This window comes from Leptospira ilyithenensis (assembly GCF_004771005.1).
GTDB lineage: Bacteria > Spirochaetota > Leptospiria > Leptospirales > Leptospiraceae > Leptospira_A > Leptospira_A ilyithenensis.
In genome coordinates, this window is record NZ_RQHV01000059.1 from 1 (window position 1) to 22,762 (window position 22,762).

General features: G+C 40.9%; 26 protein-coding genes. 17 read left to right on the plus strand and 9 right to left on the minus strand.

The window, feature by feature from the left end; genetic code table 11:
- The 6 genes from EHS11_RS13060 to EHS11_RS13085 form a co-directional block, all read left to right on the plus strand.
- The coding region (locus EHS11_RS13060; protein WP_210413687.1) for a fibronectin type III domain-containing protein at positions 1-1,694 on the plus strand (1,694 nt) is incomplete at its 5' end.
- Between the two features lie 215 nt (positions 1,695-1,909).
- Complete coding sequence (locus EHS11_RS13065) at positions 1,910-2,761, plus strand: Ig-like domain-containing protein (protein ID WP_135764859.1); 852 nt, start codon at positions 1,910-1,912, stop codon at positions 2,759-2,761.
- Positions 2,762-2,976: 215 nt separating this feature from the next.
- On the plus strand, positions 2,977-3,207 hold the full coding sequence (vapB, locus tag EHS11_RS13070; protein WP_135764860.1) for a type II toxin-antitoxin system antitoxin VapB: 231 nt from the start codon (positions 2,977-2,979) through the stop codon (positions 3,205-3,207).
- Positions 3,207-3,605 carry a type II toxin-antitoxin system tRNA(fMet)-specific endonuclease VapC gene (vapC, locus tag EHS11_RS13075; protein WP_135764861.1) on the plus strand — a complete coding sequence of 133 codons (399 nt, stop codon included), beginning with the start codon at positions 3,207-3,209 and terminating at the stop codon, positions 3,603-3,605. Before vapB ends, vapC begins: the two co-directional genes overlap by 1 nt.
- Positions 3,606-3,758: 153 nt before the next feature.
- Entirely contained in the window at positions 3,759-3,995 is a 237-nt protein-coding gene (locus EHS11_RS13080) for a type II toxin-antitoxin system Phd/YefM family antitoxin (RefSeq protein WP_135764862.1), read from the plus strand.
- Positions 3,996-4,397 (plus strand): type II toxin-antitoxin system VapC family toxin, encoded by a 402-nt coding sequence (locus EHS11_RS13085; protein WP_135764863.1) that lies wholly within the window; start codon positions 3,996-3,998, stop codon positions 4,395-4,397.
- 41 nt (positions 4,398-4,438) lie between these two features.
- Here EHS11_RS13085 and eat read toward each other — a convergent pair whose 3' ends face one another.
- On the minus strand, positions 4,439-5,758 hold the full coding sequence (eat, locus tag EHS11_RS13090) for an ethanolamine permease (protein ID WP_135764864.1): 1,320 nt from the start codon (positions 5,756-5,758) through the stop codon (positions 4,439-4,441).
- A 362-nt stretch (positions 5,759-6,120) separates the two neighbouring features.
- Here eat and EHS11_RS13095 point away from each other — a divergent pair, with 362 nt between their 5' ends.
- Positions 6,121-6,507, plus strand: a complete 387-nt coding sequence (locus tag EHS11_RS13095; protein WP_135764865.1) for a hypothetical protein — start codon at positions 6,121-6,123, stop codon at positions 6,505-6,507.
- Between the two features lie 117 nt (positions 6,508-6,624).
- Here the strand turns inward: EHS11_RS13095 and pckA are convergent, their stop codons facing one another.
- Positions 6,625-8,220, minus strand: coding sequence for a phosphoenolpyruvate carboxykinase (ATP) (pckA, locus tag EHS11_RS13100; protein ID WP_135764866.1), 1,596 nt, complete (start codon positions 8,218-8,220; stop codon positions 6,625-6,627).
- A gap of 70 nt (positions 8,221-8,290) precedes the next feature.
- Here pckA and EHS11_RS13105 point away from each other — a divergent pair, with 70 nt between their 5' ends.
- Positions 8,291-9,721 (plus strand): glycogen synthase, encoded by a 1,431-nt coding sequence (locus EHS11_RS13105; RefSeq protein WP_135764867.1) that lies wholly within the window; start codon positions 8,291-8,293, stop codon positions 9,719-9,721.
- A 50-nt stretch (positions 9,722-9,771) separates the two neighbouring features.
- On the opposite strand, the gene EHS11_RS20345 is transcribed toward EHS11_RS13105, so the two are convergent.
- Positions 9,772-9,900 (minus strand): hypothetical protein, encoded by a 129-nt coding sequence (locus tag EHS11_RS20345; RefSeq protein ID WP_281282580.1) that lies wholly within the window; start codon positions 9,898-9,900, stop codon positions 9,772-9,774.
- A 220-nt stretch (positions 9,901-10,120) separates the two neighbouring features.
- Between EHS11_RS20345 and EHS11_RS13110 the strand changes: the two genes are divergently transcribed.
- Both EHS11_RS13110 and EHS11_RS13115 read left to right on the plus strand, forming a co-directional pair.
- Positions 10,121-11,656 carry a hypothetical protein gene (locus tag EHS11_RS13110; protein WP_135764868.1) on the plus strand — a complete coding sequence of 512 codons (1,536 nt, stop codon included), beginning with the start codon at positions 10,121-10,123 and terminating at the stop codon, positions 11,654-11,656.
- Between the two features lie 97 nt (positions 11,657-11,753).
- On the plus strand, positions 11,754-13,139 hold the full coding sequence (locus tag EHS11_RS13115) for a lipid A-modifier LpxR family protein (protein ID WP_135764869.1): 1,386 nt from the start codon (positions 11,754-11,756) through the stop codon (positions 13,137-13,139).
- Between the two features lie 34 nt (positions 13,140-13,173).
- Here EHS11_RS13115 and EHS11_RS13120 read toward each other — a convergent pair whose 3' ends face one another.
- Positions 13,174-14,070: an AraC family transcriptional regulator gene (locus tag EHS11_RS13120; RefSeq protein ID WP_135764870.1), complete on the minus strand. Its 897-nt coding sequence runs from the start codon at positions 14,068-14,070 to the stop codon at positions 13,174-13,176.
- Between the two features lie 127 nt (positions 14,071-14,197).
- On the opposite strand from EHS11_RS13120, the gene EHS11_RS13125 reads away from it, so the two are divergent.
- From EHS11_RS13125 to EHS11_RS13135, 3 genes are all read left to right on the plus strand, one after another.
- Positions 14,198-15,055, plus strand: coding sequence for an SDR family oxidoreductase (locus tag EHS11_RS13125; protein WP_135764871.1), 858 nt, complete (start codon positions 14,198-14,200; stop codon positions 15,053-15,055).
- A gap of 90 nt (positions 15,056-15,145) precedes the next feature.
- Positions 15,146-15,520 carry a DUF1304 domain-containing protein gene (locus EHS11_RS13130; protein WP_109022119.1) on the plus strand — a complete coding sequence of 125 codons (375 nt, stop codon included), beginning with the start codon at positions 15,146-15,148 and terminating at the stop codon, positions 15,518-15,520.
- Positions 15,521-16,354 (plus strand): RNA polymerase sigma factor, encoded by an 834-nt coding sequence (locus EHS11_RS13135; protein WP_135764872.1) that lies wholly within the window; start codon positions 15,521-15,523, stop codon positions 16,352-16,354.
- Between the two features lie 45 nt (positions 16,355-16,399).
- On the opposite strand, the gene EHS11_RS13140 is transcribed toward EHS11_RS13135, so the two are convergent.
- Positions 16,400-16,810 (minus strand): DUF5329 family protein, encoded by a 411-nt coding sequence (locus tag EHS11_RS13140; RefSeq protein WP_135764873.1) that lies wholly within the window; start codon positions 16,808-16,810, stop codon positions 16,400-16,402.
- A 34-nt stretch (positions 16,811-16,844) separates the two neighbouring features.
- Positions 16,845-17,528: a TfoX/Sxy family protein gene (locus EHS11_RS20030; RefSeq protein WP_210413688.1), complete on the minus strand. Its 684-nt coding sequence runs from the start codon at positions 17,526-17,528 to the stop codon at positions 16,845-16,847.
- Positions 17,529-17,542: 14 nt separating this feature from the next.
- Here EHS11_RS20030 and EHS11_RS13150 point away from each other — a divergent pair, with 14 nt between their 5' ends.
- Both EHS11_RS13150 and EHS11_RS13155 read left to right on the plus strand, forming a co-directional pair.
- Positions 17,543-18,004 carry a GNAT family N-acetyltransferase gene (locus EHS11_RS13150; protein WP_135764874.1) on the plus strand — a complete coding sequence of 154 codons (462 nt, stop codon included), beginning with the start codon at positions 17,543-17,545 and terminating at the stop codon, positions 18,002-18,004.
- Between the two features lie 396 nt (positions 18,005-18,400).
- Positions 18,401-19,201, plus strand: coding sequence for an SDR family oxidoreductase (locus tag EHS11_RS13155; RefSeq protein WP_135764875.1), 801 nt, complete (start codon positions 18,401-18,403; stop codon positions 19,199-19,201).
- 76 nt (positions 19,202-19,277) lie between these two features.
- Here EHS11_RS13155 and EHS11_RS13160 read toward each other — a convergent pair whose 3' ends face one another.
- Complete coding sequence (locus EHS11_RS13160; RefSeq protein ID WP_135764876.1) at positions 19,278-19,688, minus strand: winged helix-turn-helix transcriptional regulator; 411 nt, start codon at positions 19,686-19,688, stop codon at positions 19,278-19,280.
- A gap of 550 nt (positions 19,689-20,238) precedes the next feature.
- Between EHS11_RS13160 and EHS11_RS13165 the strand changes: the two genes are divergently transcribed.
- The gene (locus tag EHS11_RS13165) at positions 20,239-20,535 is read left to right on the plus strand and encodes a transposase (protein ID WP_135764877.1); all 297 of its coding nucleotides are present in this window, start codon (positions 20,239-20,241) and stop codon (positions 20,533-20,535) included.
- A 46-nt stretch (positions 20,536-20,581) separates the two neighbouring features.
- Positions 20,582-21,079 (plus strand): integrase core domain-containing protein, encoded by a 498-nt coding sequence (locus tag EHS11_RS13170; protein ID WP_135764878.1) that lies wholly within the window; start codon positions 20,582-20,584, stop codon positions 21,077-21,079.
- Between the two features lie 223 nt (positions 21,080-21,302).
- Here the strand turns inward: EHS11_RS13170 and arsS are convergent, their stop codons facing one another.
- Positions 21,303-22,292 (minus strand): arsenosugar biosynthesis radical SAM (seleno)protein ArsS, encoded by a 990-nt coding sequence (gene arsS / locus EHS11_RS13175; protein ID WP_135764879.1) that lies wholly within the window; start codon positions 22,290-22,292, stop codon positions 21,303-21,305.
- Between the two features lie 28 nt (positions 22,293-22,320).
- Positions 22,321-22,659: an arsenosugar biosynthesis-associated peroxidase-like protein gene (locus EHS11_RS13180; protein ID WP_135764880.1), complete on the minus strand. Its 339-nt coding sequence runs from the start codon at positions 22,657-22,659 to the stop codon at positions 22,321-22,323.
- Positions 22,660-22,762 lie beyond the last annotated feature (103 nt).

Sequence of the window (22,762 nt, forward strand, 5' to 3'; positions counted from 1 at the left end):
TCGGCGCAAATCCAACAAGCGGTAGTTATATCACATTCTTTTCCGTTTCACTGACTTGCAATGATGCAGGCGGAGCCGGTTGTGACAAAATCGCATACTCTAACCAAACCGGTTCCGCTCCGACTGATCCAGCTATTACCGGAACAACAGGGACGATCACTTCGGGAACTTTATATTCTAGTGCAATTGCACCGGCCGATCTTGCCACAACCTATATAAACTTCATCGCCCGCGACCAGGCCGGAAATACCTCCGCTGTTTCCAGTGAAAATTACATTATTGACACTACCATTGCCACTCCTTCCCAAGTTTCCGCACTAGGCACAGGAACGGAGATCTTTGTGCAATGGGCTCCTGTTTCCAACGCCACCGAATATAGAATTTATTATAGTACCTCAAGTCCTGTGACCACCTCCTCCACCAGCATAACAGGGATTAGCAATCTATACTATAAGATCACTGGTTTGACAAGCGATACACTGTATTATGTTCGGGTCGAAGCAAGGAATGGTGCAGTCGGCGGAGGGGTGAGTTTACTCTCCGGGGAACAAACCGTGTTTACTACTTCTGTCCCGGTCGGTACGGCCATATCAGGAGGTCATATAGATATTTCTGCGGGAGAGGGCACGAACTCCGGAATCAATCCAAGGGCAGTGATCGATACTGCCGCAGGAAAACTATTGGTAGTTACTAACAATGGTGCAAATAACGGTAAACCGAGTTTGTTTCGCTGCAATCTGGATGGGAGCGGTTGCACACATACCGATCTTTCCGCAGGACAAGGAACTGACTCTGGATTTGAATTATCGGTACTTATTGATTCCGCTTCCGGAAAACTATTGGTAGTGACTAACAATGTGGCAAATAACGGTAAATTAAGTTTGTTTCGCTGCAATCTGGATGGAACCAGTTGTACGCATACCGATATCTCTGCAGGGCAGGGAACTAACTCAGGTATGTATCCAATGGGAGTTATTGATTCTATTGCTGGGAAGCTGCTAGTGGTAGCTCGGAATGAAGCGAATAACAGTAAACCTAGTCTATATCGCTGTAATCTGGATGGCACTAGTTGTACCCATACGGATATATCTGCGGGGCAAGGAACAAACTCAATTGCACTTTTTCCAGGTGTGGTGATTGATCCTATTGCGGCGAAGCTGCTGGTAGTAACTTGCAATGGAGCCAATAATAGCAAACCGAGTCTGTTTCGATGCAATCTGGATGGCACTAGTTGTACCCATACGGATATTTCCGCAGGTCAAGGAACTAGCTCTGGAGGGAGGCCAACTGCAATCATCGATACTAGTTCTGGGAAACTTCTAGCATTTACTTCCAATGCTGCAAATGGAGGAAAGCCCGGTTTGTTTCGTTGCAATTTGGATGGAACAGGTTGCGCTCATACGGATGTTTCTGCTAGCCAAGGTGCTAACTCTGGTACCTCTCCGTCTGCAGTGATAGATTTTATTTCGGGAAAATTATTGTTTGCGACCATGAATCAATTTAATGATAGTAAGTCGGGCCTATTTCGCTGTGATCCAGATGGGACTAACTGCACTTATACGGATATTTCCATGGGACAAGGAATAAACTCCGGCTTTCGACCTGTTATATTGATCGAACCTAGCTCAGGGAAACTTCTAGTAGTGACTTGGAATTTGGCAAATAATGGCAAACCCAGTTTGTTTATCTGGTAAAGGAATCATACCTTATACTCATTAGATGAAACTAAAAAAACAAACAATTTTTATAAGAACGTGCCTAGCCCGACATCCCTCGTTTGGGGGATAAGTCTTTCGCCCGTAGTGGATTTCGCTCGGATTAAAATTGTTTTTTCGGAAATTTATTTCTAGAAAACTTCTGCATAGGTGCTATCCTTTTCCTAGAGACAGGGAAGATCGGGGATACCAAAATGAAAAAACAAAATTCTAAATCAAATTTACTCAGTAAAATCCCGGTTCTTATCATTGGCATCCTATTTTCTTCCAATTGTTACTTCAACCCTGCCATCCAGTCCGTTTTCAATCCGGCAACTTCGGAATCCAGTGGTGCGGGAGCACTTGCCCTTTTAGCTGGGAGTGGATCATCGGCAAGCACTACAGACACCGGTGCCACTTTACAAGTGCTAGGCCAACTCAAAAGCTCGGGTAGCTCGGTTACAAATGCTACTCTCAGTTTAGGTTCTGTTTCCTCTTCCGCAAAAGATACAGTTGCCGTTAGTACTACTGCGACAACGAACGGGATTGGAAAATTTCTACTCAAACTTCGTCCTGGCACTTATACGATCAACGTAACAAGTTCCGGCGGAGTTAGTTTGGGTAGTTTTACTTTGGTAGTCAGTGGTACAACTGTTACACAAGGTTCCGATTCCGGTACTTTCACTGTTCTGGGACTTACAACTTACACTCTTGACGAGACAGTTGCCCTAACCACTGAGTTTACTTTGGTTAGCACCAATCCGGTTGAAGGGGATCAGTCAGTGCCGCTTTCCGGTAGCACATTTACAATTGTTTTTACATTTAGCAATACAGTGGATGCAAGTACGATACTGGAGCAAAATATTAGCTTCATAATAGGAACACCGGAATCCGCAAAATCAATTTCTCATACAACGGTGGGAAATACCTCTACGATTATCTTTGGCGGAGGTAATATTTACAGTGGGGTCAATTATAAAATCACTCCCACCAGTCTGATTAAAGACACGGATGGATTCTCCTTAACTCCGAAAACCTTAAATATTAAAACAGCGGGCGGATCTTAAAAAATCCGATGAGAAGATCCCCACGCATTTAGAAATCTTCCTCTTACTTACTGAAGTAAACAGAAGAACAAGCTAGAAACCACTTCGTACTTACGCCTTTAGTTCCTCCAAGGAAAGGCCAGCCGTTTTTCTCACTACACCAATATTCACCAAGCTTGAAAATCAGGGTTGACCTGATATATACCGCAGTATATACTCTACTAAGGTAAAGATTCATGCAAACAGCAAAAATATTTGTAAACGGGAGAAGCCAAGCAGTCCGGCTTCCAAAGGAATTTCAATTTAAAGGCGAAGAAGTATTTATACAAAAACTCGGCGATGCTGTCATTCTAGTGCCGAAAAACAAAGCATGGAATGCTTTCCTTGAAGGGTTAAACGGATTCACTGACGATTTTCTTAAAGAGGGAAGGAGCGAATTACCTGAATCGGAAAGAGACAGTTTTTAATGTTCCTTTTAGATACGAATATTTGTATTTTTCTTATTAAAAAGAAGAATACGGTTCTTTTAGATAAATTGAAAAAGAATTATAATAAAGGAATTTTTATTTCATCATTAACTTTAGCTGAGCTTGAGTTTGGTATAGAGAATAGTGAACAGAAAGAAAAAAATAGATTTTCTTTGATCGAATTCTTATCTATTTTTGAAATTTTACCATTTGAACAGTCCGACACACAAGCATTCGGAATCATTAAAGCTGATTTAAAAAAATCAGGAAACCTAATCGGATCTGCTGATGCCTTATTAGCAGCTCAAGCTATTTCAAAAAATTTAACTTTTATTACTAACAACACAAAGGAATTCAAAAGAATTAAAAACCTAAAAGTGGAAGATTGGTCTTTATAAGTTCAGCCACTTCGCATAACTACGCCTTACCGCTGCGAACAACGTCGGTAAGCCTAGTTTGTTAAATGACATGGGTAAAAACCCATTTCAAATAAGAAAAAATGAAAGCTATTTTCTTGACAACTTGTCAACTTAAAATAAGTTTAAAGTATTATGAAATCATTCCCTGTCGGTGAACTAAAATCTCATTTCTCCGAGGTTCTTGAATATGTCAAAAATGGAGAAAAGGTCGGAATTCTTTTTGGAAAAAATAAAAAGACCATTGCTATGATAGTACCAGTCAATCAAAACACTGGTGCAAAGAGAAAAATTGGAATGCTTGATGGAAAGGTAAAAATTTCTTTTGAAAAAGATTTTTCAATTACTGAGGAAGAATTCTTAAGTATTTAAATGACGTTCCTTTTAGATACTCATGCCCTACTCTGGGTCATTGGTGACTCAAAACAATTAAGTAAGAAAGCGGCTACGATTATACAAGATCAAAATAATCAAATTTTAGTTAGTTCCATATCCTTGTGGGAACTTTCTTTAAAATATAAACTTGGTAAACTTAAACTCTCTGGTTTTAAACCGGAGGATATTCCTAAATTTCTTGAAAAATTAAATATTAATACTATAGAACTAAACAAAGAAGATGCTTCTTCATATCATAACTTGAAAGAAGATTTTCATAGAGATCCTTTTGATCGAATGCTGATTTGGCAATGTATCTCCAGAAAGCTTACATTAATTTCCAAAGATTCAGAAATGAAGAAATATAAGGTTTCCGGATTAAAAACTATTTGGTCTTAATTGACAACTTCATATTCCCGCACCTTTCCTCTCCTAAAACATTATCCCTTTTTGCCCCATAACAAAAAACCTACGGTAGAAACCGCAAACCCGCCAAACAAAATCAAGGCGACAAAAGGATTGCTGTAAATTACCGAAACCAGAGCGACGAGGCCCAACCCCAAAGCAATGATTGCCAAAACCGGATAAAAAGGCGCGATATAGGGTCTCGAACGATTCGGTTCCTTCTTTCTCAAAACAAAAAAAGAAATCATACTCACCACATACATCCCGCAGGCACCGAGTGCACTCGCAGTGATTAACTCCGAAGTTTTTCCTATACAAAGCGCCAAAAATCCTATGGCAGCACCGACAAACACCGCATTGACGGGCACATGGGTTTTGTGATTTAATTTTCCCAGGAATCCTGGCAAAAACTTTTCCTTGGACAAAGCATAGACCAATCGGGAGGCACCCAAAATGATTCCGAAAAGAGAAGCGATCAGACCGAACAGACCGATGAATGTAAAAATCTTTGCAATATAGGAATCGATTCCGTATAACTTTGTCAATACGAATGACAGAGGATAATCCAAACCAGCCACTTCTTTCGTATTAACCACACCTGCCGTTCCTATAAAAACGGAAGAAGCGAGAAAGATAAGTGTCCCGATTCCTGCGGCATAACCTTTGGGAATGTCTTTTTTCGGATCTTTTACTTCTTCGGCAGCCATAGCCACACCTTCAACAGCAAGAAAGAACCAAATCGCAAACGGAATGGATTGAAAGAAAGAAGAAAAGGAAAACTCGGCGAAACTAGGAAGTTCCGCAAACGATTGAAATGAAAAATAAGGAACGATCGCTCCTAGATAAAGCAACAACCCGCAAATCGCAGTGATCGTTACAAACAATTCGAATCTAGCCGTTTGTTTGACTCCCAGAAGATTGATGATCACTAAAATTCCGAAAAAACCGAAAGACGCATATAGATCGGGAATGATAGGAAATAGAAAGTGAAAATATCCACCTAATGCAGATGCGATGGCAGGAGGTGCCAGAATGAATTCTGCCAAGACCAAAAACCCGCTGATAAACCCTCCTATCTTTCCCAGTGCCAAATGAGAATAGGCAAAAGGTCCTCCCGAATGAGGGATGGATGCCGCGAGTTCGGTAAAACAAAGTGCAAAACAAATATAAAAGACCGCGATGATAAATACGGCGAGTGCAAATTCCCAAAACCCGGCCACAGACCAACCTAGGTTCCATCCGAAATAATCTCCTGAGATCACAAGCCCTACTGCAATTCCCCAAAGATGAATCGGACCTAAGGTTTTATGAAGACCTGTATTTTCATTTGATTGCGCTTGTTCCGGATGATTCAAGTGGTACCTCAGACAGATTGGTTAGTTCATCGAACGGAGAGAACGAAAATTGGTCGAGTAAAGATTTATGAAACACAAAATGATCACTTAACAAAAAAAAGGTTGTGTTGTAAAATTCAACTTTTTGTTCGCTAAAACGGCAAAAAATCCCCAATTATTTGTTTACAGAAAAAGAATTGGAAAATATAAATTTGTAAAAAAAGGAATAGGAGAAGAAAATTGCAAAGCGCACAATACATAGATAAAGTCTCTCGCCTCTTAAAAGTGAGAGAGATGTTTCTCGCGGTGGCGAGGCCAGGACGGCCGAAGCTCGTGCGTCGTAAAACGGAGGTTACGCGCACAGGAGCGTGGAACATCGAACGATGAAAAAACATTTATTGCGAATTCTAATTTTTGGCGTGGTTCTTTGGATCGTACCCTTTTTTGTTTCTTTCGGCTTTTACTCTCCCGAAGGCAAACTACAAGGAGATCTTTTTTTATTCAAAACAACGATGATCCTTGTAGGAAGTTTAACCGGCTGTTACCTGCTCTACCAGTTGGCCAAGTTGAAACCTGAGTCGGCACTGATTACATTTACAGGAACCGGGATCCTCTGGTTCGTAGAAAATATCGTTCTTGATTTTTTGATTTTAATCCCGATGTCCAAGATGTCAGCGGGAGATTACTTCATCCAAATCGGACTTCGTTATCTCACCATGATATTTATCGCAACCATGGTCGGAGCAAGCATCGAGGCGCAGAAAAAATAAACCGCGAACGGTATTGATTTTTAAAAAATAGAGATGAGTCCGAATATAAAAAAACCCGCATGGATTAGATGCGGGTTTTTTATTTGGTTTTTACTAAACCTGGTCGCTTAACTTTAATTAAGCAACAGGACCATAAGCACTGAAATCAAATTCTTTCGAACCACCTGTGAGATACTTTTTGTAATTTTCTACAAATTGTTTCGCAAGGTCGCCCGCTGTTTTGTCATACTCTGCTTTGTCTGCCCAAGCGTTACGAGGATTGAGGATTTGAGAATCCACTCCTGTCACTGTCTTAGGGAAAGAAACTTGGAATACAGGGTGTTTTTCGAACTCGGATTTTTCAATGTTGCCGTTTAGGATTTCATTGATGATCTGGCGGGTCGCAGGAAGATTCATACGTTTTCCCACTCCATACTTTCCACCTACGAGTCCGGTGTTGATCAGGTAAGCATTTACATTGTGTTTTTTCATCTTCTCACCGAGCAACTTCGCATAGAAAGTTGGGTGAAGAGTCATAAACGCCTGACCGAAACAAGCGGAGAAAGTCGCTTGAGGCTCTTTTACACCGCGCTCTGTTCCCGCTACCTTTGCAGTATAACCCGACAAGAAGTGATACATAGCTTGTTCGATGGATAGTTTGGAAACCGCAGGAAGAACTCCGTAAGCATCGTATGTCAAAAAGATTACGGTGTTCGGGTGACCTGCTTTGGAATCCGGTTGGATGTTATCGATATGGAAAATCGGATAAGATACACGGGTGTTTTCCGTTTTTGCCGCAGAAGAATAATCCACTTTCTTTGTGGTAGCATCAAATACTACGTTCTCAAGAAGAGCGTCTCTTCGGATTGCCGCATAAATCTCAGGCTCTGTTGTAGGATCAAGATTGATCGTCTTCGCATAACAGCCGCCTTCGATATTGAAGATACCATTATCGTCCCAACCGTGTTCGTCGTCACCGATGAGTTTGCGGTTCGGGTCTGTGGAAAGAGTTGTTTTTCCGGTTCCGGATAAACCGAAGAAAAGTGCAGAATCCCCTGCTCCACCTACGTTTGCAGAACAGTGCATAGTCAATACGCCTTTGAGAGGCAGATAGTAGTTCATAACGGAGAAGATACCTTTTTTCATCTCTCCACCGTATTCGGTTCCACCAATGATACAGATTTTTTTAGCAAGGTGGAAAATCACGAATACATCCGAGTTCAAACCGTGCTCTTTGTACTTTGTGTTTTTATAACCGGAAGCATTGATGATTGTAAATTCGGGAAGTAGGTTTGCCAATTCATCTTTGGTAGGACGAAGGAACATGTTTGTGCAAAAATGATGTTGCCAAGCTCTTTCCGTTACCACTCTGAGTGAGATGCGGGTATCAGCATTCGTTCCTGCATGACCGTCGAAAACGTAAAGTTTTTTGTTGTCCAAAAACTTTACCACTTCCGTATAAAGTTCGTTAAAGATAGCTTCGGAAACCTTTGTATTTACAGGTCCCCACCAAATGTTTTCATTGGAAGAAGGTTCATCTACAAAGTATTTGTCTTTAGGAGAACGTCCCGTGAAAATCCCTGTATCCACCATCACTGTACCGTTGTCAGACACTACGCCTTCTTTGTTGTTGATTTCGTGCTGGTAAATTTCGTCGTAAGATAGGTTATGGAAGACTTCAGATGGTTTCAGGCCGAGCTCTGCAAGGCCGCGTAAGTTAGTGGATACTGACATGGATTTCTCCTGGATTTCAAATAGTGTTTTTCTAGCTTCCCATTTTGCGAGTCGGTGTCAATAACAGAATATGAAGATTCTTCACGCCACGGCGGAATATTTTCCCTACATAAAGATGGGGGGTCTTTCGGACATGCTTGCTTCTTTGTCCAAAGAACAGTCACAAAACCACGATGTTTCCGTGACTTTGCCTCTGATCCGGGGCCTGAAGGAAAAACCTGAATTCACTGGAAAAACCATCCCGATAAAGCTCTCCTTTCCCGAAAAAACAAACCCTGTTCTTGAAATTTTGAAGGATTCCTGCTTCCGGGAAGCCCGAAAAGGAAGGCTCAAGCTTTATTTTTTCGATTCTCCCTTGTTTCGGGATCTGGAAACCATCTATGGAAACAACGATGAACATTTCCGGTTTGCGGTTTATTCTTATGCTGCTTTCCATTTGAGCCAAGTCCTGGATACGGATGTTTTCCATGCCCACGACTGGCACACTGCATTGGCCCCCGTTTTGCAAAAACATTCTCCCGGTGGAAAACCATCCGTATTCACCATTCACAACCTCGCCTACCAGGGAGATCATCCTCTTTGGATGACAGGTTTCCTTAAAGAAGAACCGTTTTTACTCCATCCCGAATTTCTCTTGCACGAAGGAAAAACAAATTATCTGAAAGCGGGACTACTTTCCGCAGATCAGATAACAACCGTAAGTCCTGGATACAGGAAAGAAACTTTGCTGGATGCAAACGGATTCGGGCTTTCGGAAGCACTTCGCCGGAGAAGCGATGATTATACCGGGATCATCAACGGAATCGATCCCGAAGAATGGAATCCATCAAATGACATCCGTATCTTTGAAAGGTTTGATGCAAAAACAAACAAAGAAGGAAAATTAAAAAACAAAACCGAACTTTATATGGAGATTGGCCGTCCCTTGATCGATCCAAATCGCTCTCTGGTAGGAATCATAGGAAGGCTTACTTATCAAAAAGGTTATTCCGTATTTTTACAAAGCTTCCAAGAGAGAAAACACTTGTCGCATTATTATATCTTTCAAGGTGCGGGGGAAAAGGATTTGGAAAACCCTCTCTTTCATCTTTCCCATACGGAACAGGATCGTATCTATTTTTATAAAGGTTATAGCGAAGAGCTTGCCCGTAAAATCGAAGCCGCATCCGATTTTTTTCTTATGCCTTCTCTCTTCGAACCTTGTGGACTCAACCAACTCTACAGCCACGCATACGGCACAATACCGATCGTATCCAGAGTCGGAGGATTGAAAGATACTGTTGTGGAATCTTCACAAAATAAATACTATACAGGGATCGTATTCGAACCCAACGACCCGTCTTCTTTGGGATACGCACTGGAACGCGCGGAGACTTTGTATAAAAACAAGGTCAAATTTTATGAAGTCAGAGAAAATATAATGAGACAAGACTGGGGTTGGAAAAAGAGAACCGGAGAATACGAAACAGTTTACAAGAAGGCTATCGCCAAACGAGCATAAAATGGAAATAAAAACGAGACGCCGGGAAACATAAGAAACAAAGAAAAATTTTATTTATAAAGCAAATCCTCTTCTTCGGAAAAATCGAAATTTTTCCATCTTTCCAAAGCAATCCTCATATCTTCGTTCGCTTCCATAACTTCCTGGTAGATTTCACTGATTTCATCTTGTAATGACATGGGGAAATACCTCTCACTTGCACCAGAATTCTATCCAAAACCAGCCATTTTGCAATTCATTTCCGTTATTACGTATATCATGTTTACTATAATGGATAAATGTTTTAACAAAAGAATATATATATTTTCGGAAGTCCGCAGTTCTCTCAAATTGAATTGTTATTTTTATAGATTCAGATACTTTTTAGGAATTCATTTTTCTTAAAAATCGACAACCAATATGAAATCTATCTTCTATCGAGCATTACTGTTTCTCCAGATTTTCGGACTGGCCGGCTGCAAAATCAATTTGAATAACCAGGGAGATCCGCTTTCTTCCAGCTTCTTCCAAGCGGGTTTGATGAACGAATTTCTGACTCCCCATTGCAGAATCTGGGCAAACAATTTCGGAACCGGAAGATATCTTACCATGCTGAATGATCTGGCGGCTCTACCTAACGGTGATATCATTGCAACGGGGATTACGAACGAGCCTCTTACTTCCGGAAACGACCTGCTCAAAGAAACCAAAACTCCTTTTACCGGAGTTGCCGGAACCGATATGAACATATTTATCGTAAAAATCTCCAGCAGAACCGGAGCCGCTGCTTGGGTTGATTATCTGGGGAAACCGCAAAACAGCGATTCTGCGAAATCTACTGTTAAAATTTCAGCTTCCGGGGAAATTTTTATAGGTGGAATTGCAGTTCAAAACAGTTTGCCGGATTCGATTTCTCCCATGGCAGGAAATCCCTATTCATTCCTTTTGGCAAAATATAGCCAGGATGGAACAAGGCAATGGTTGACTTATCTGGATAGTACGGATCTAACCTGGCCTTATGCATTCGAAGTGGACACAAAAAACTATATCCATTTATTTTTAGGGCTGAACGGAACGAACAACCATTCCCCTCTTTCCGAGTTTCCATCACCAACTAATACTCATTCGGGTGAAACGAACTACTCGGACATCATTTATGCATTGCTTTCTACTATCGGAACACCGATTTCCCAACAGTACATCCAAGGCTTAGGAAGCGAAGAAGCGGTTTCGGCAATCAGAAACGGAGATTCCGTTTTCTTAGGAGGAACAGCTCAAAATTTATTATCCACTCCGAATGTAACGACTCATCCTTCTCCCGGAAATAAAAAGAATTTTCTCGCGAAAGTAAGAGTAAATTCCAACCTACGACAGGAACCGGAATGGGCCACCTACAGCGGAAGCGCATCTTCCATAGAAACGCGACTTAGAAAAATTTTAAATGTGAAAGGCAATATTCTTTCTTTAGGACACGCCAGCGATTCTTTCGGTACGCCTGCGGAAACAAGTCAAACCTCCGGACTTAGAAACCTCGCTTACGAAAGTTTTGATACGCAAGGAAACTCTTTGTGGCATAGTTATTTCGGGCACGCTACTACAGGCGTCATCGAGGGATCAGTCGCAACCCTTATGTATCCTACCAACTCGGAAAGTCTGTATTCAACTACCATAGGCCTGCCTAACGGTGAAAAATTTTTGGTCTCAAGCTCAATTGAAGTCAATCAACCTTCCGGTGCTTATCCTCTAACGACTCTCCGGATAAACGCAAATACCGGAAAATTCGAACGGATCTTGTACGAACTCAATAAACCTTATCCGGTGCTTTATTATAAAAACCAAATGATACAAACTTGTATAGGTGCGATAGCGATCGCTTATCAAGAGATCCCGAGCTTCGGAAACGATGGAAGAGGTTACTTTACAATCAAAACGATAAAAGCCTCGGATCTTCCTTAAATCTGCCATAGGCTTTTTATTTAAAGTTTGAAATGGCTAATGATCAAAAAGTAGTAGGTACAATGCCAAATGAAACAAAACTAAGCTTTATTCTTGCATGTCTTTATTGAAACAAGCTTTCTTTGTTGTTATTATTGTTATTTTATCGCATTCAAATTTCTTTTCCTTACAAAGTGAAGAAAAAACTTCGAAAGACAATACCTTAGACAACTCTGTTCCAACTACCGCCAAACGAGTGCTAAAGCTCGGAATTGAAAACGATGTCATACTTTTATCCGATCGGGAATACACTCACGGAACAAGACTTGAATACGGACAATATGAATTTTTACATTCACCATCAGCATGGATATTTTTGGGATTAAAAAAACTGATTCCCGTCTTTGCCGACAATTCCAAAGAATACAACGGATACGCATTAACACAAAAACTTTTTACACCTCAAAACACAATCCGCAAAGACATCGCACACGGAGAAAGACCTTATGCCGGTTATATGCAAGCAAGTTCGATATCGACTTATTGGTGGAAACAAAGTTCTTTTACCGTTGAAACAGGGTTCGGAGAAATAGGTTCAAACGCAGGTGGAGAATATTTTCAATCCCAAGTTCACAAAGTCATAGGCGCTACTCACCCGCAAGGCTGGAAAAATCAAATCCCCAACAAAACCATTTATCAATTGAACCTGGATTATAAATATTTTTGGATCAAAGAACTTGGCATACAAACGACTGTTAAGATTGGAAATTTCGATACTTCGGCTTCCCTCGGCCCGATTTTTCGTTTTGGAAAGATAGTATCTCCTGTTTCGGGAGGATTTACTTTCAATGATCCCACATCCGTATACCCGGTAGATGATACGGAATATTATTTTTTCATAAAACCCGAGGCGGTGTATCAATCCTGGAACGGCACATTGCAAGCCGGCAAAGATTCCTTTCAAAAGATGAAACACCATACAAGCGCGGATTCGTTATATCGTTATGCTATATTTGATGCCCTGACCCGTTCCGAAGAAAAGCCCGGCTTTCAGTTTTTGATTTTCAATACTCTTTTCAATGCGGGCAATCCCATTTCCAACGACCTTTCCTTGCTGATTGCAAGGGATCTTACTCCGATCAGTGATTATAAATTCAGATATCCTACCATAGAATACTTTCTCCTTGAAACCTTATTGAACGAGGGGCTCCCTTCCAGGACAGCCCGCAGTCTTGCTTATTCGTATTTGCTCGGAGACGGAACCAATTTGAATAACAACCTGATCGTTGCGTCAAAAATATTTTTGCAAAACTCGGAAGGTAGCAAACATTATGCGGTCCCGATTCGGAACTTTCAAGGAAAACTGACTTTGGGATTTGCCTTGCAAAGACCTGATTGGTTTATACAACTTGCGGCCGAGATTTCCACTTTGGATTATATTCCTTCCGCCGATATCAGCCTGGTGCACAGATATGCCAGTCTGCAAGCAGGACTGAAATTCTAATCAAACCAAAAAACGATACAAATAATAAAACTGATTAACCGGCTTTTTTCCATTCCCGGGCTGGAGACACGCCAAACAATCGTTTGTATGCTTTGGAAAAAGAAAACGCTGAAGAATACCCTACAGCCAATGCAACCTCTTCCAAGGTAGTATCTTCCTTCATAAAAAGATCTCTCGCCTTATCCATTCTGATCCTTGTTAAATATTCCATAGGAGGAATATTTAAAACTTCTTTGAACTTATTGGCAAGCCCTGCCCGGGAGATCCCGATATTTTTTGCCAGAGACTCCAATGTCCAATCGGCGGAAGGGTTTTTATGCATGGATTGCAATGCCAGTATCACATGATTGTCACGAAACGCCATCACCCATCCGGGGCTTGCACTCGGGTGTTTGGAAAGCCAGTGACGGATCACATAATACAACAAAATGTCTGTTAGTCTTTGTAAAATTAAATCGGAACCGAAACCGGATTCCAATTCCTGAGATATCATTGTCGTTGCAGTGTTAAGGGAGTGATGTGCCGCGATGTCTTCGGCACGCATCAGTATATGATCCGGCAATTCCAGAAAAAAAGGATGCTGCGGCCTTTCAGGAATTTCATATCGGACGGAAACAAAGGTAGTTATCGGAAGGCTGTCCTTTGTTTGGTGCTCCCTCTTTTCATAAAACCTTTGTATCCCTACTACCTTTGCCTTGGGATCGGATAATAATTCGTGGGTGAGTCCTTTCGAGATGAAGAGGATGTCTCCTTTTTTTAATTCGAATTGTTTTCCCAGAAATCTCGCATAACAAGAACCTTGCGTAATGATATGAAAGCCCCCGCTTTTTTCACAGGGAAACTGAAATCCCCAGGACTCGTGAATCGCATCCCGAGTGAGCAAATCGTTTTTCCAACCGGCCTCGTCCAAAATGGCAGACAATAGATCCATAATTAAAAAATAAGACCCCCATGTCCAAAAGTCTACTAAATTATACGTAAGGATATATTTTTAATACTTATACACATAGACAGTCTTAAATTTCTGAGGTAGCCTTGTATCTGATTAGGAGATTTATATGAAGATATTTGTAAACGGCGCAAGCGGCAAAGTGAGCCAAAATGTAATCCAGGAACTTTTGGAAGCAGGTCATGAAGTATTTGCAGGAACAAGATTTCCGGAAAAAGGCGAAAAGAAAAAGGGAGTGACTTGGGTGGTTTCCGATGCTTCCGCACCGGAGAAAGGTTTGGAGGTATTGGATCAAGTGGATGCTGCATTTTTCATCTCACCTCCCGGATTTACAAATCAATACGAGATTCTTTCTCCCTGGATTGAAAAAGCAAAACAGGTGAAATTGAAAAAAATAGTTCTTATGACTGCCATGGGAGTCGAGTTTGCGCCGGATGAGGCACCTTTCCGCAAAACAGAGATTTTGTTGGAAAAATCGGGACTGAATTGGAATATCATCCGCCCCAATTGGTTTATGCAAAATTTTCATACATTCTGGATCGGAGGAATCTTAAGCGATAAAAAGATCTATTTTCCCGCAGGAAATGCAAAAACAAGTTTTATCGATTCCAGAGATATTTCCAGCACTGCCGCCAAACTATTAGTAAGCGGTGATAAATTTGCAAGTCAAGCATTTGCACTTACAGGAACAAAGTCCCTGACTCACGATGAAGTTGCGGAGATTATTTCCAAACAGACCGGCTTGAAAATCGAATACGTAAACGTAAGTCCTGAAGATTTCAAAAAGGGACTTCTCAGCGGAGGTGTGCCGGAAGATTATGCAGGCTTTCTAGTTATGATTGCGGGGGCACTTCGGGACGGTCATGCGGAGGCGATTACCGATTTGGTCCAAAAGATTACAGGAAAATCCCCTATCTCTTTCGACAAGTATGCGGAAGACCATAAAAAAGCCTGGTTGGTGGGCTAAGGTTTATCCTTAAAAAAAGAAAAAATTTTCTGGAAACTGTCACAAAATGCGATTCTATCTTTGTCAAAAGATCTAAATCAGGAGGATTTAATGAATATCGCATCAAAAATTTTAGTCGGGTTTGTGGCAGTAGAACACCTTTTCATCCTAGTTTTAGAAATGTTCCTTTGGCAAAGCGAACTGGGTTTGAAAATTTTTAAAATGACTCCGGAAGTGGCAAGTGCTTCGGCAACGCTCGCAAAAAACCAAGGTTTATATAACGGATTTTTGGCGGCGGGACTCATCTGGGCACTCGGATTTATTTCCGACAAATCTCAAAAGTACGACACAACCGTTTTCTTTTTGGGATGCATTATTGTTGCTGCAATTTTCGGAGCTATTACTGCAAAACCTTCCATCATCATTTCCCAGGGAAGTCCGGCGATTATCGCACTAATCGTAACTTATCTTGCAAACAAAAAGTAGATGATTGATGATCCGCACTTAGATTTGTTAGACGGTTGTTTGAAAGGGGACAGAAAGTCCCTGGAAAAACTGGTCAAAGTATTTCAAGAAAAGATATTTTCCCTTTCTCTGAAGTTTTTATGGAACCCTGATGATGCGGAAGATGCCACCCAGGAAATACTGATCAAAGTCATTACAAATCTAGGCGGATTTCGGGGAGAGAGCAAACTTTCCACGTGGGTCTACCGGATCGCAACAAACCATCTGATCAATTTCAAAAAGAGCAAAGAAGAATTGTCCCGGGTCAATTTCAGGTTGATTCATTCCGAACTGCAAAAATCGCAAACGATTCAAACCGAATTTTCCGAAACCACTTCTTATCTTGCGATGAATGTCCAGGCTGCATGTACTCACGCGATGTTACTCTGTTTGAAACGAAATCACAGACTTGCGTTTTTGTTAGGAGAAGTATTTCAGGTAACAAGCGACGAAGGAGGCTGGATTATGGATATAACGCCAGCTAACTTTCGCAAAAAACTCTCACGCGCACGAATCCGAATGAGTGAATTTTTAGGAACCCACTGCGGACTTTCCAACGCAAAAAATCTATGCAGATGTGAAAATAGAATCGAATACTCTTTGAACAAAGGAAGAATCCATGCTTACCTGGATCTCTCCGAAAAGATGAAAGAATCGGGCGAATGGAAACAGATGCCTGTTTTACTCGCAGCATCCGATGAAGTGCGGGATGTAGCCGAAGTATATAGATTCAGTCCTCAGTTCAAATCCAGGAGAGACGGATTGGAATTTTTAAAGAAAGAGATTTCCAGAGAGCCATGGAAATTGATACGCTAAAGAAATGAATGAATATGAAACTTATGTTCGCTGTATTGCCGCTAGCTATCTACAGGATTCGTTTATTTTTTTCAGTTCTGCTTCCAACCAAGCTTGAGAAGTCAGAGTTTTACCGTCCTTCCATTTAATACGATACACTTCTCCCGAGAGAAACGATTTGGATGCGACTTTTTCTATAAATAGTTTTGCAGTCCAATCCTTGGGATCCGGGGCGAAAAAGGATTTTTTGGCGGAGTCTAATTTGTAGCGAAGATGCTCCGAAGCTTTTTTGGCACCATGTTCTTCTCCATTCCGAATAAACACGCCGTCTAATTTTTGTACGGCGATGATCAACGATTCGATTTTCTGTTCTTCCGTAAAAGGAGTTTTGCATTCAGCGGAAAGAGAGGAGGCAAACATTGCTAAAAACAAAACCGACGTTATCCGGATTCCGGAAAAATTGAAACGAAATAACATCGGTTTGTTGTGCATAGCTGATAATAAAACGATCTTATTTGGATCGTTTTTTCTTCTTAGCCGCTTTTTTAGCTTTGGCCTTTTTTACCGGCTTCTTCTTGATGCTCTTCTTTTTAGAAACAAGTTTTTTAGAAGACTTCTTTACCGCTTTCTTAGATTTTTTAGGAGTCGGCTTGGACTTTTTCGCCTTCGCTTTTTTCTTGGCTACCTTTACCTTTGCCTTCTTTTTAGCGGGTTTTGCTTTCTTCTTTGTAGCCTTTTTCTTAGGGGCGGATTTCTTTGCTTGTGGAGCAGGAGAAACGGTCTTCGCTACTGGTTCCGGCTTTGGAGCTGCTGCTTCCGGCTTGCTTCTAACAGCTGCTTGGTATGCAATCTCTCCCCATTCTTTCAAGTCTTCCGGAGATTCCCAAACTTCGGACGGGAAAGTCCAGTAACTCATCACAGCCGGAGCGCCTTCTTTTCCGTCATAGGTAAAAGGTCGTCCACCGGCCGCTTGGAATTTGGAAATAGTCTGATCGTCTACCTTTAAGTACAGCACATCTTCGGCGACAAGACCGAACATAACTCCGTCAAGATAGAGACCATGACCGCCAAACATAGCTCTGGCGGTCACATTTCCTAGGATAGATAATTTTTCGAGGGTTTCTTCAACAAATGGATTGGACATAATGGTTTTCACTGACAAATACTGATCGACATAGTCCCTTTTGTCAAACAAAACTAATATACTGTATGGCAGAGATTCAAATCAAAAAAGAAAAATCCGATTCACCGGTTGTTTACAAAATGAGCAATGCTCTTTGGGAAGAAATCCAAACACGTTATTCGTTCCAAGCACCCAACCCCTATCAGCCCAAAGATTTTGCGGAAGACTGGTCGGGGGTTTGGATCGCCTATGATGGGGAGACTGCCGTGGGAAGCATCGCTCTTTTGCCCTTCGAAGGAGAAGAAAGCGAATTGGATCTGATGTTTGTGTCAAAAAACCACAGAAAACAAGGGATCGCGGAAAAACTTTTAGCAACTGTGGAATCCTTTGCTACGGAAACCGGTTACACAAGCATCAAACTACGTGCAGGTGAGCCTCAACCTGAGGCAATCGCCTTTTACAAAAAGATGGGCTTCGAACCTATCCCCAGTTTTGGCAAATGGAAGTCCGATCTCACAGCGGTTTGTTTTGAAAAAGTTTTGAACTGATTTTTCGGCAGCCTTGAATCCGGTTTTCAGGGTGCCTCGCTTATTGCCTTATTTTCGGTTTGCAAACGGGGCAAACTTTATTTAGGCATTTCGGAAATCGAAACTTCAAAAAACACATCTACGGAATGTTTGATCGCTTCTTTCGAATAATTCACAAGAACGTCTTTCGGTTGAAAGAGCCAAAAAGGAAATAAAACGATCCGTAATACTCAAGAGTACGGATCGATTTCGATCGAAGATAATTCTTTTTTTGAACCCAAGTCATCGTAATAAATCGGATCATCCGAACTTTTTAAAATTCAACCATAGAAATAACAAAAAAAAATGATTGCATTTTGCAAGTAGATTGATGCCATCATACTTGCAAAATGCAAGTATGATTATGGATAACAAAAAATGAAACAAACAATTTTAGTAACCGGGGCTTCTTCCGGTATCGGATTACTTATCGCCAACAGACTCCATAAAGACGGTCATAGTGTAATTGGTACGAGCCGTAATCCGAAAAAATACCAATCTGAATTGCCTTTCAAATTATTATCATTGGATATTTCCGATGATCATTCGATCGAATCTTTCGGTAAGCAGCTATTCAACGAAATTGATCAACTGGATGTGCTCGTCAATAATGCAGGGTATTTGGTAACAGGGCTTGCCGAAGAAACCTCCGTCGCATTGGGAAAACAGCAACTGGAAACAAACTTTTGGGGAACCGTCAAACTCACAAACGAGCTGTTGCCATATTTCAGAAAGCAAAGGCGCGGAAAAATCATCACAGTCGGTTCAATCTTAGGCTTAATAGGTCTTCCGAATGTCGCTTATTACTCAGCTTCAAAACATGCTTTGGAAGGTTATTTTAAAGCGCTGCGATTTGAATTAAATCAATTTAACATCAAGGTGTGCATGGTTGAGCCCATGGGTTTCAAAACCAATATCGGTGAAAATGCATCTAGAGCTACCGGAAATATAAATGAATACGATTTATACCGACAAAAGATCTCAACATTCATGAAAAAGGAATTTGATAACGCGCCTGGTCCGGAGCCTGTCGTAAATCAGGTAATAAAGATCGTGCACGAAAAAGTTCCTAAATTCAGTTATCCTATAGGAAAAGGTGCATCGATTTTTCTAGCACTACATCGGTATGCTTATAATACTTTTGAAGCCGCAATTCTAAAACGAGTGAATCAAGCATGAATAAAAATAAGATCACTATTTGGTGACCCGCATTCTCGGAATTATGCGATTCATATCGGCCTGATCTGTTTACAGATCAGGGTCGCTCTAATCCTTTGGTCATCGTTTTAATGAATCCGACCTTATCCTTTTTCACTTCCTTCAACATAGCCTTTCTATCTGCGGGTATGGGTGAATATTTTTCAGCCCATAAATTTATTTCAATGAGTATAGGAAGCAAATCTATCCCTTTTCGGGTTAACTTATATAGCACTTTCGCTTTGCTATCGGGGTGAGCTTGTTTTGCTATGATCTTATTTTCTTCGAGTGTCTGCAATCTTGACGCTAAAATGTTTGTCGCTATTCCTTCCTCCGACTTTAGAAAATCGCCATAGGTGCATTCTTTCGCAAACATCAGATCCCTCACGATCAATAGGGACCACTTGTCTCCCCACATATCGAGGGAACAACTAATAGGACAATCCGATCTTTTTTTAATTGGAGTCATAAAAAATTTCTTTATCACTTGCGTTTTGCAAGTCTATTAATTCAGAATTACTTGCATTTTACAATTAAGTATTAAGGAAAATAACATGAAAGCACATATTGTCGACAGTTACGGAAAAAAAAACCGGCTTAAAGTCGATTGAAATGGCAGATCCGGAAATTCGAGAAGACGAAGTATTGGTTCAGATTTGGGCCGCTGGTGTTGTGGTCAAGGTCGGATCCAATGCGCAACGATTTAAAGTCGGGGACGAGATCTATGCAAGAAGCGGCTTCTATACCTTTGGTTTTTCGAGGATTTTTAGGGATATTACAAAACCGGTTTTATCCCTTCTTCTTTTTTAGAGTCGCCTATAAAACTTAGGTCTTTATCTCTCGATTCATTTCTTGTTGGGATTGAAAATATCAGATGGAGTGAAAAAAGAAAAATTCAAATTTATGAAAATCTTAATTATGAATCACCTGAGTATGAAACAAGCAGGCAATCCGAATGTATCGTATATACAATTCATTTAATCGAGCAGATCAATCTTCTTGATCATCAGATTGCAAAAATGAATTCAGATATTGATAGTCTTTACAACAATCATTCCGGTAGCCGCATTCTCAGTTCCATTCCTGCAATGGGAACCATGATAGGCGCGACTCTTCTTGCGGAACTCTCCGATGAATCAAGAAGGTTCCGGGATTATCGGGCTTTTCAGGCATATGCAGGAACATCTCCAATTTCCAGGCAAAGCGGGAAATCGCAGAAGCTGGTTGTTATGCGACGTTCGTGTAACAAACATTTACGACACGCTCTTTATTGGCTCGCATTCAATTCATTGACTCGTGTGGAATGGGCTAGATAATTTTACGACGCACAGGGGCTTTGTTTCCAGTAGTGTTTGCAAAGATATGATCCGGGAAGCATTTCAAACATTAGGAAATGACCTGCAAGCTCTTTCGATGCCGGATCTTTTTCCTATCCTCAATCTCAATCTTTCCAAAGAAACTAGCTACGTTCATTTAATGACCGACGGAGGGTCTGAGAACAAAGGAGAATTGAACGGATGGATCAACCAGAGTGGTGTAGCAATCAACAAGATCATTGCACAGAAAGATGTTACATTTTCCAACAGTCAGATCGAGGCGTTGAACAAAATTATAAAATACCAATTTCTTTATCACCAGGAAATTCATAACTTACAAGAGTTAGATGAAATGATGAAATCCTGGATCTCTGTATACAACTCGGAGAGGCCGAACAAAGTCGGAAACTACTTACTAACCCCTGAAGAAATTTATAATGGCCATAACAAAGATTCCGTTTTATCAAAGGAAGAATCCAGGGAAAACAGACAAAAAAGAACTCTAGAAAATCAGAATTTCGACTGCGGAACCTGCACGATTTAAACTTTTCCAGCAATTTACTATGCTTTAAGACTCGTTAACCTGCAATTTTCGTTCCTATTTCTAAAAGTTCGTATTAACGAACCCGTTTGTCCCATTCGCACTTGGTTTGTGCTGGGCTTGGGCCAGTGGGCTTGCCGTAAAACACCTAACACAAAAATGTTGATTGGCTACAGCTTTCTCAAAATCACTGAAAATTTTAAATTTAAGTTCGCCTTTCTGGCAATTAGGCGACTTCCCCACCACAACTGGAACCGGCACCGGCGGTACATCCGAAACAATGATTCGCCACCACTATGTTGCGATTCACAAATGTTTCATAATCGAAATTATTAATATGAGAAACTGGTTTTGCTTCCAACTCCAACATCTGGTTGAAATCGCAGTCGTAAATTTTTCCATCATACCCGACTGAAATTTGGTGGCGACACATCAAACCTTCCAATGTCATCGGGTTGTACGCATTGACCAAAGTTTCCATATAAGTCTCAAACTTACCGGTTCTTACAAGAGCGCCTAAGTAGCGATTGATGGGCATGTTATTAATACAATAAAGATTGTTAAATACGATTCCGTACTTTTTGTCCAGATTTTCCTTAAATTCACGCTCTAATTGTTTTTGCGCAGAACTCAAAAAAACTCCAACAGGGTTATAAACCAAATTTAAAGGAAGCCTGATACCGTATCCGAGTTTATTTAACTTTTGCAAGGCGGTAATGGATTTATTAAAGACTCCGTCCCCTCTCTGTTGATCGGTCCTTGATTGACTGAAATAAGGCAAGGAAGAACAAATTTCCACGTCATTTGCAGCCAAAAACTCATGGAGATCTTCATTCCCTTTTTCTTCCAAAATAGTAAGATTGCAACGATCGATTATTTTTTTGTCAAGTTTGCGAACTTCCTCCACAAGATACCTGAAATGGATATTTCCTTCGGGTGCCCCACCGGTAATATCAACGGTTTGAATCTCGGGAACGGATTTGATAATAGAGAGGCATTTGTCGATCGTCTCTCTTGTCATCATTTCCGTTCGAATCGGAGATGCGTCCACATGACAATGTTTACATGCTTGATTGCACCATTTACCTACGTTGATCTGAAAAGTAGTCAATGTTAATCCCGTCAAAGGATTCTTTGCATCCGTTCCGATTCTAATCTTTGTTCCGAAAGAATCAGGATAAGATCCCAGAATATTCATCTGCTCATCAACTAACATAGACTATCTCCTTCTTGTTAACTACCGATTAGATAGAAAGTTCATCGATTTTGTTATGCATTTGAACGCTGTGAACCAAGTTGATTCCCGCCGCCATTGCCGCAGCAACATGAACCGCTTCATTCATTTGTGCTTCATCGGCACCTTTTTGTAAAGAAGTTGCAGTATAAGCATCAATACAATAAGGGCACTTTAAAGCATGGGAAACTGCAAGCGCGATCAAAGCTTTTTCTCTCTCACTCAGAGCGCCTTCCGCCATAACAGCACCGTAGTAAGCGAAAAATTTGTCCGCCAAGTCTTTATTGACTCTTCCGATTTCAGGAAACTTTGCCAGATCCTTTGCATTATAGTAATGATTTGCACTCATGAAAACATACACCTCTTTTGGTTTGTCTTATCTATTGCCATAATGGAAAGTCAAGGTCTACACAACAAGTCCGTTATAACAGATACATATGCCAAAATACTGG

What these genes read in the sequence shown, in the direction of transcription:
- EHS11_RS13065 (WP_135764859.1), top strand. Translation starts at nt 1,910, where the DNA reads ATGAAAAAACAAAATTCTAAATCAAATTTACTCAGTAAAATCCCGGTT.
- EHS11_RS13170 (WP_135764878.1), top strand. Translation starts at nt 20,582, where the DNA reads ATGATCCGGGAAGCATTTCAAACATTAGGAAATGACCTGCAAGCTCTT.
- EHS11_RS13155 (WP_135764875.1), top strand. Translation starts at nt 18,401, where the DNA reads ATGAAACAAACAATTTTAGTAACCGGGGCTTCTTCCGGTATCGGATTA.
- vapB (WP_135764860.1), top strand. Translation starts at nt 2,977, where the DNA reads ATGCAAACAGCAAAAATATTTGTAAACGGGAGAAGCCAAGCAGTCCGG.
- EHS11_RS13160 (WP_135764876.1), bottom strand. Translation starts at nt 19,688, where the DNA reads ATGACTCCAATTAAAAAAAGATCGGATTGTCCTATTAGTTGTTCCCTC.
- EHS11_RS13180 (WP_135764880.1), bottom strand. Translation starts at nt 22,659, where the DNA reads ATGAGTGCAAATCATTACTATAATGCAAAGGATCTGGCAAAGTTTCCT.
- EHS11_RS13165 (WP_135764877.1), top strand. Translation starts at nt 20,239, where the DNA reads ATGAATTCAGATATTGATAGTCTTTACAACAATCATTCCGGTAGCCGC.
- EHS11_RS20345 (WP_281282580.1), bottom strand. Translation starts at nt 9,900, where the DNA reads ATGTCATTACAAGATGAAATCAGTGAAATCTACCAGGAAGTTATGGAA.
- vapC (WP_135764861.1), top strand. Translation starts at nt 3,207, where the DNA reads ATGTTCCTTTTAGATACGAATATTTGTATTTTTCTTATTAAAAAGAAG.
- EHS11_RS13120 (WP_135764870.1), bottom strand. Translation starts at nt 14,070, where the DNA reads ATGGATCTATTGTCTGCCATTTTGGACGAGGCCGGTTGGAAAAACGAT.
- EHS11_RS13150 (WP_135764874.1), top strand. Translation starts at nt 17,543, where the DNA reads ATGGCAGAGATTCAAATCAAAAAAGAAAAATCCGATTCACCGGTTGTT.
- EHS11_RS13080 (WP_135764862.1), top strand. Translation starts at nt 3,759, where the DNA reads ATGAAATCATTCCCTGTCGGTGAACTAAAATCTCATTTCTCCGAGGTT.
- EHS11_RS13125 (WP_135764871.1), top strand. Translation starts at nt 14,198, where the DNA reads ATGAAGATATTTGTAAACGGCGCAAGCGGCAAAGTGAGCCAAAATGTA.
- EHS11_RS13135 (WP_135764872.1), top strand. Translation starts at nt 15,521, where the DNA reads ATGATTGATGATCCGCACTTAGATTTGTTAGACGGTTGTTTGAAAGGG.
- EHS11_RS13110 (WP_135764868.1), top strand. Translation starts at nt 10,121, where the DNA reads ATGAAATCTATCTTCTATCGAGCATTACTGTTTCTCCAGATTTTCGGA.
- EHS11_RS13105 (WP_135764867.1), top strand. Translation starts at nt 8,291, where the DNA reads ATGAAGATTCTTCACGCCACGGCGGAATATTTTCCCTACATAAAGATG.
- EHS11_RS13130 (WP_109022119.1), top strand. Translation starts at nt 15,146, where the DNA reads ATGAATATCGCATCAAAAATTTTAGTCGGGTTTGTGGCAGTAGAACAC.
- arsS (WP_135764879.1), bottom strand. Translation starts at nt 22,292, where the DNA reads ATGTTAGTTGATGAGCAGATGAATATTCTGGGATCTTATCCTGATTCT.
- pckA (WP_135764866.1), bottom strand. Translation starts at nt 8,220, where the DNA reads ATGTCAGTATCCACTAACTTACGCGGCCTTGCAGAGCTCGGCCTGAAA.
- EHS11_RS13095 (WP_135764865.1), top strand. Translation starts at nt 6,121, where the DNA reads ATGAAAAAACATTTATTGCGAATTCTAATTTTTGGCGTGGTTCTTTGG.
- EHS11_RS13085 (WP_135764863.1), top strand. Translation starts at nt 3,996, where the DNA reads ATGACGTTCCTTTTAGATACTCATGCCCTACTCTGGGTCATTGGTGAC.
- EHS11_RS13140 (WP_135764873.1), bottom strand. Translation starts at nt 16,810, where the DNA reads ATGTTATTTCGTTTCAATTTTTCCGGAATCCGGATAACGTCGGTTTTG.
- EHS11_RS13115 (WP_135764869.1), top strand. Translation starts at nt 11,754, where the DNA reads ATGTCTTTATTGAAACAAGCTTTCTTTGTTGTTATTATTGTTATTTTA.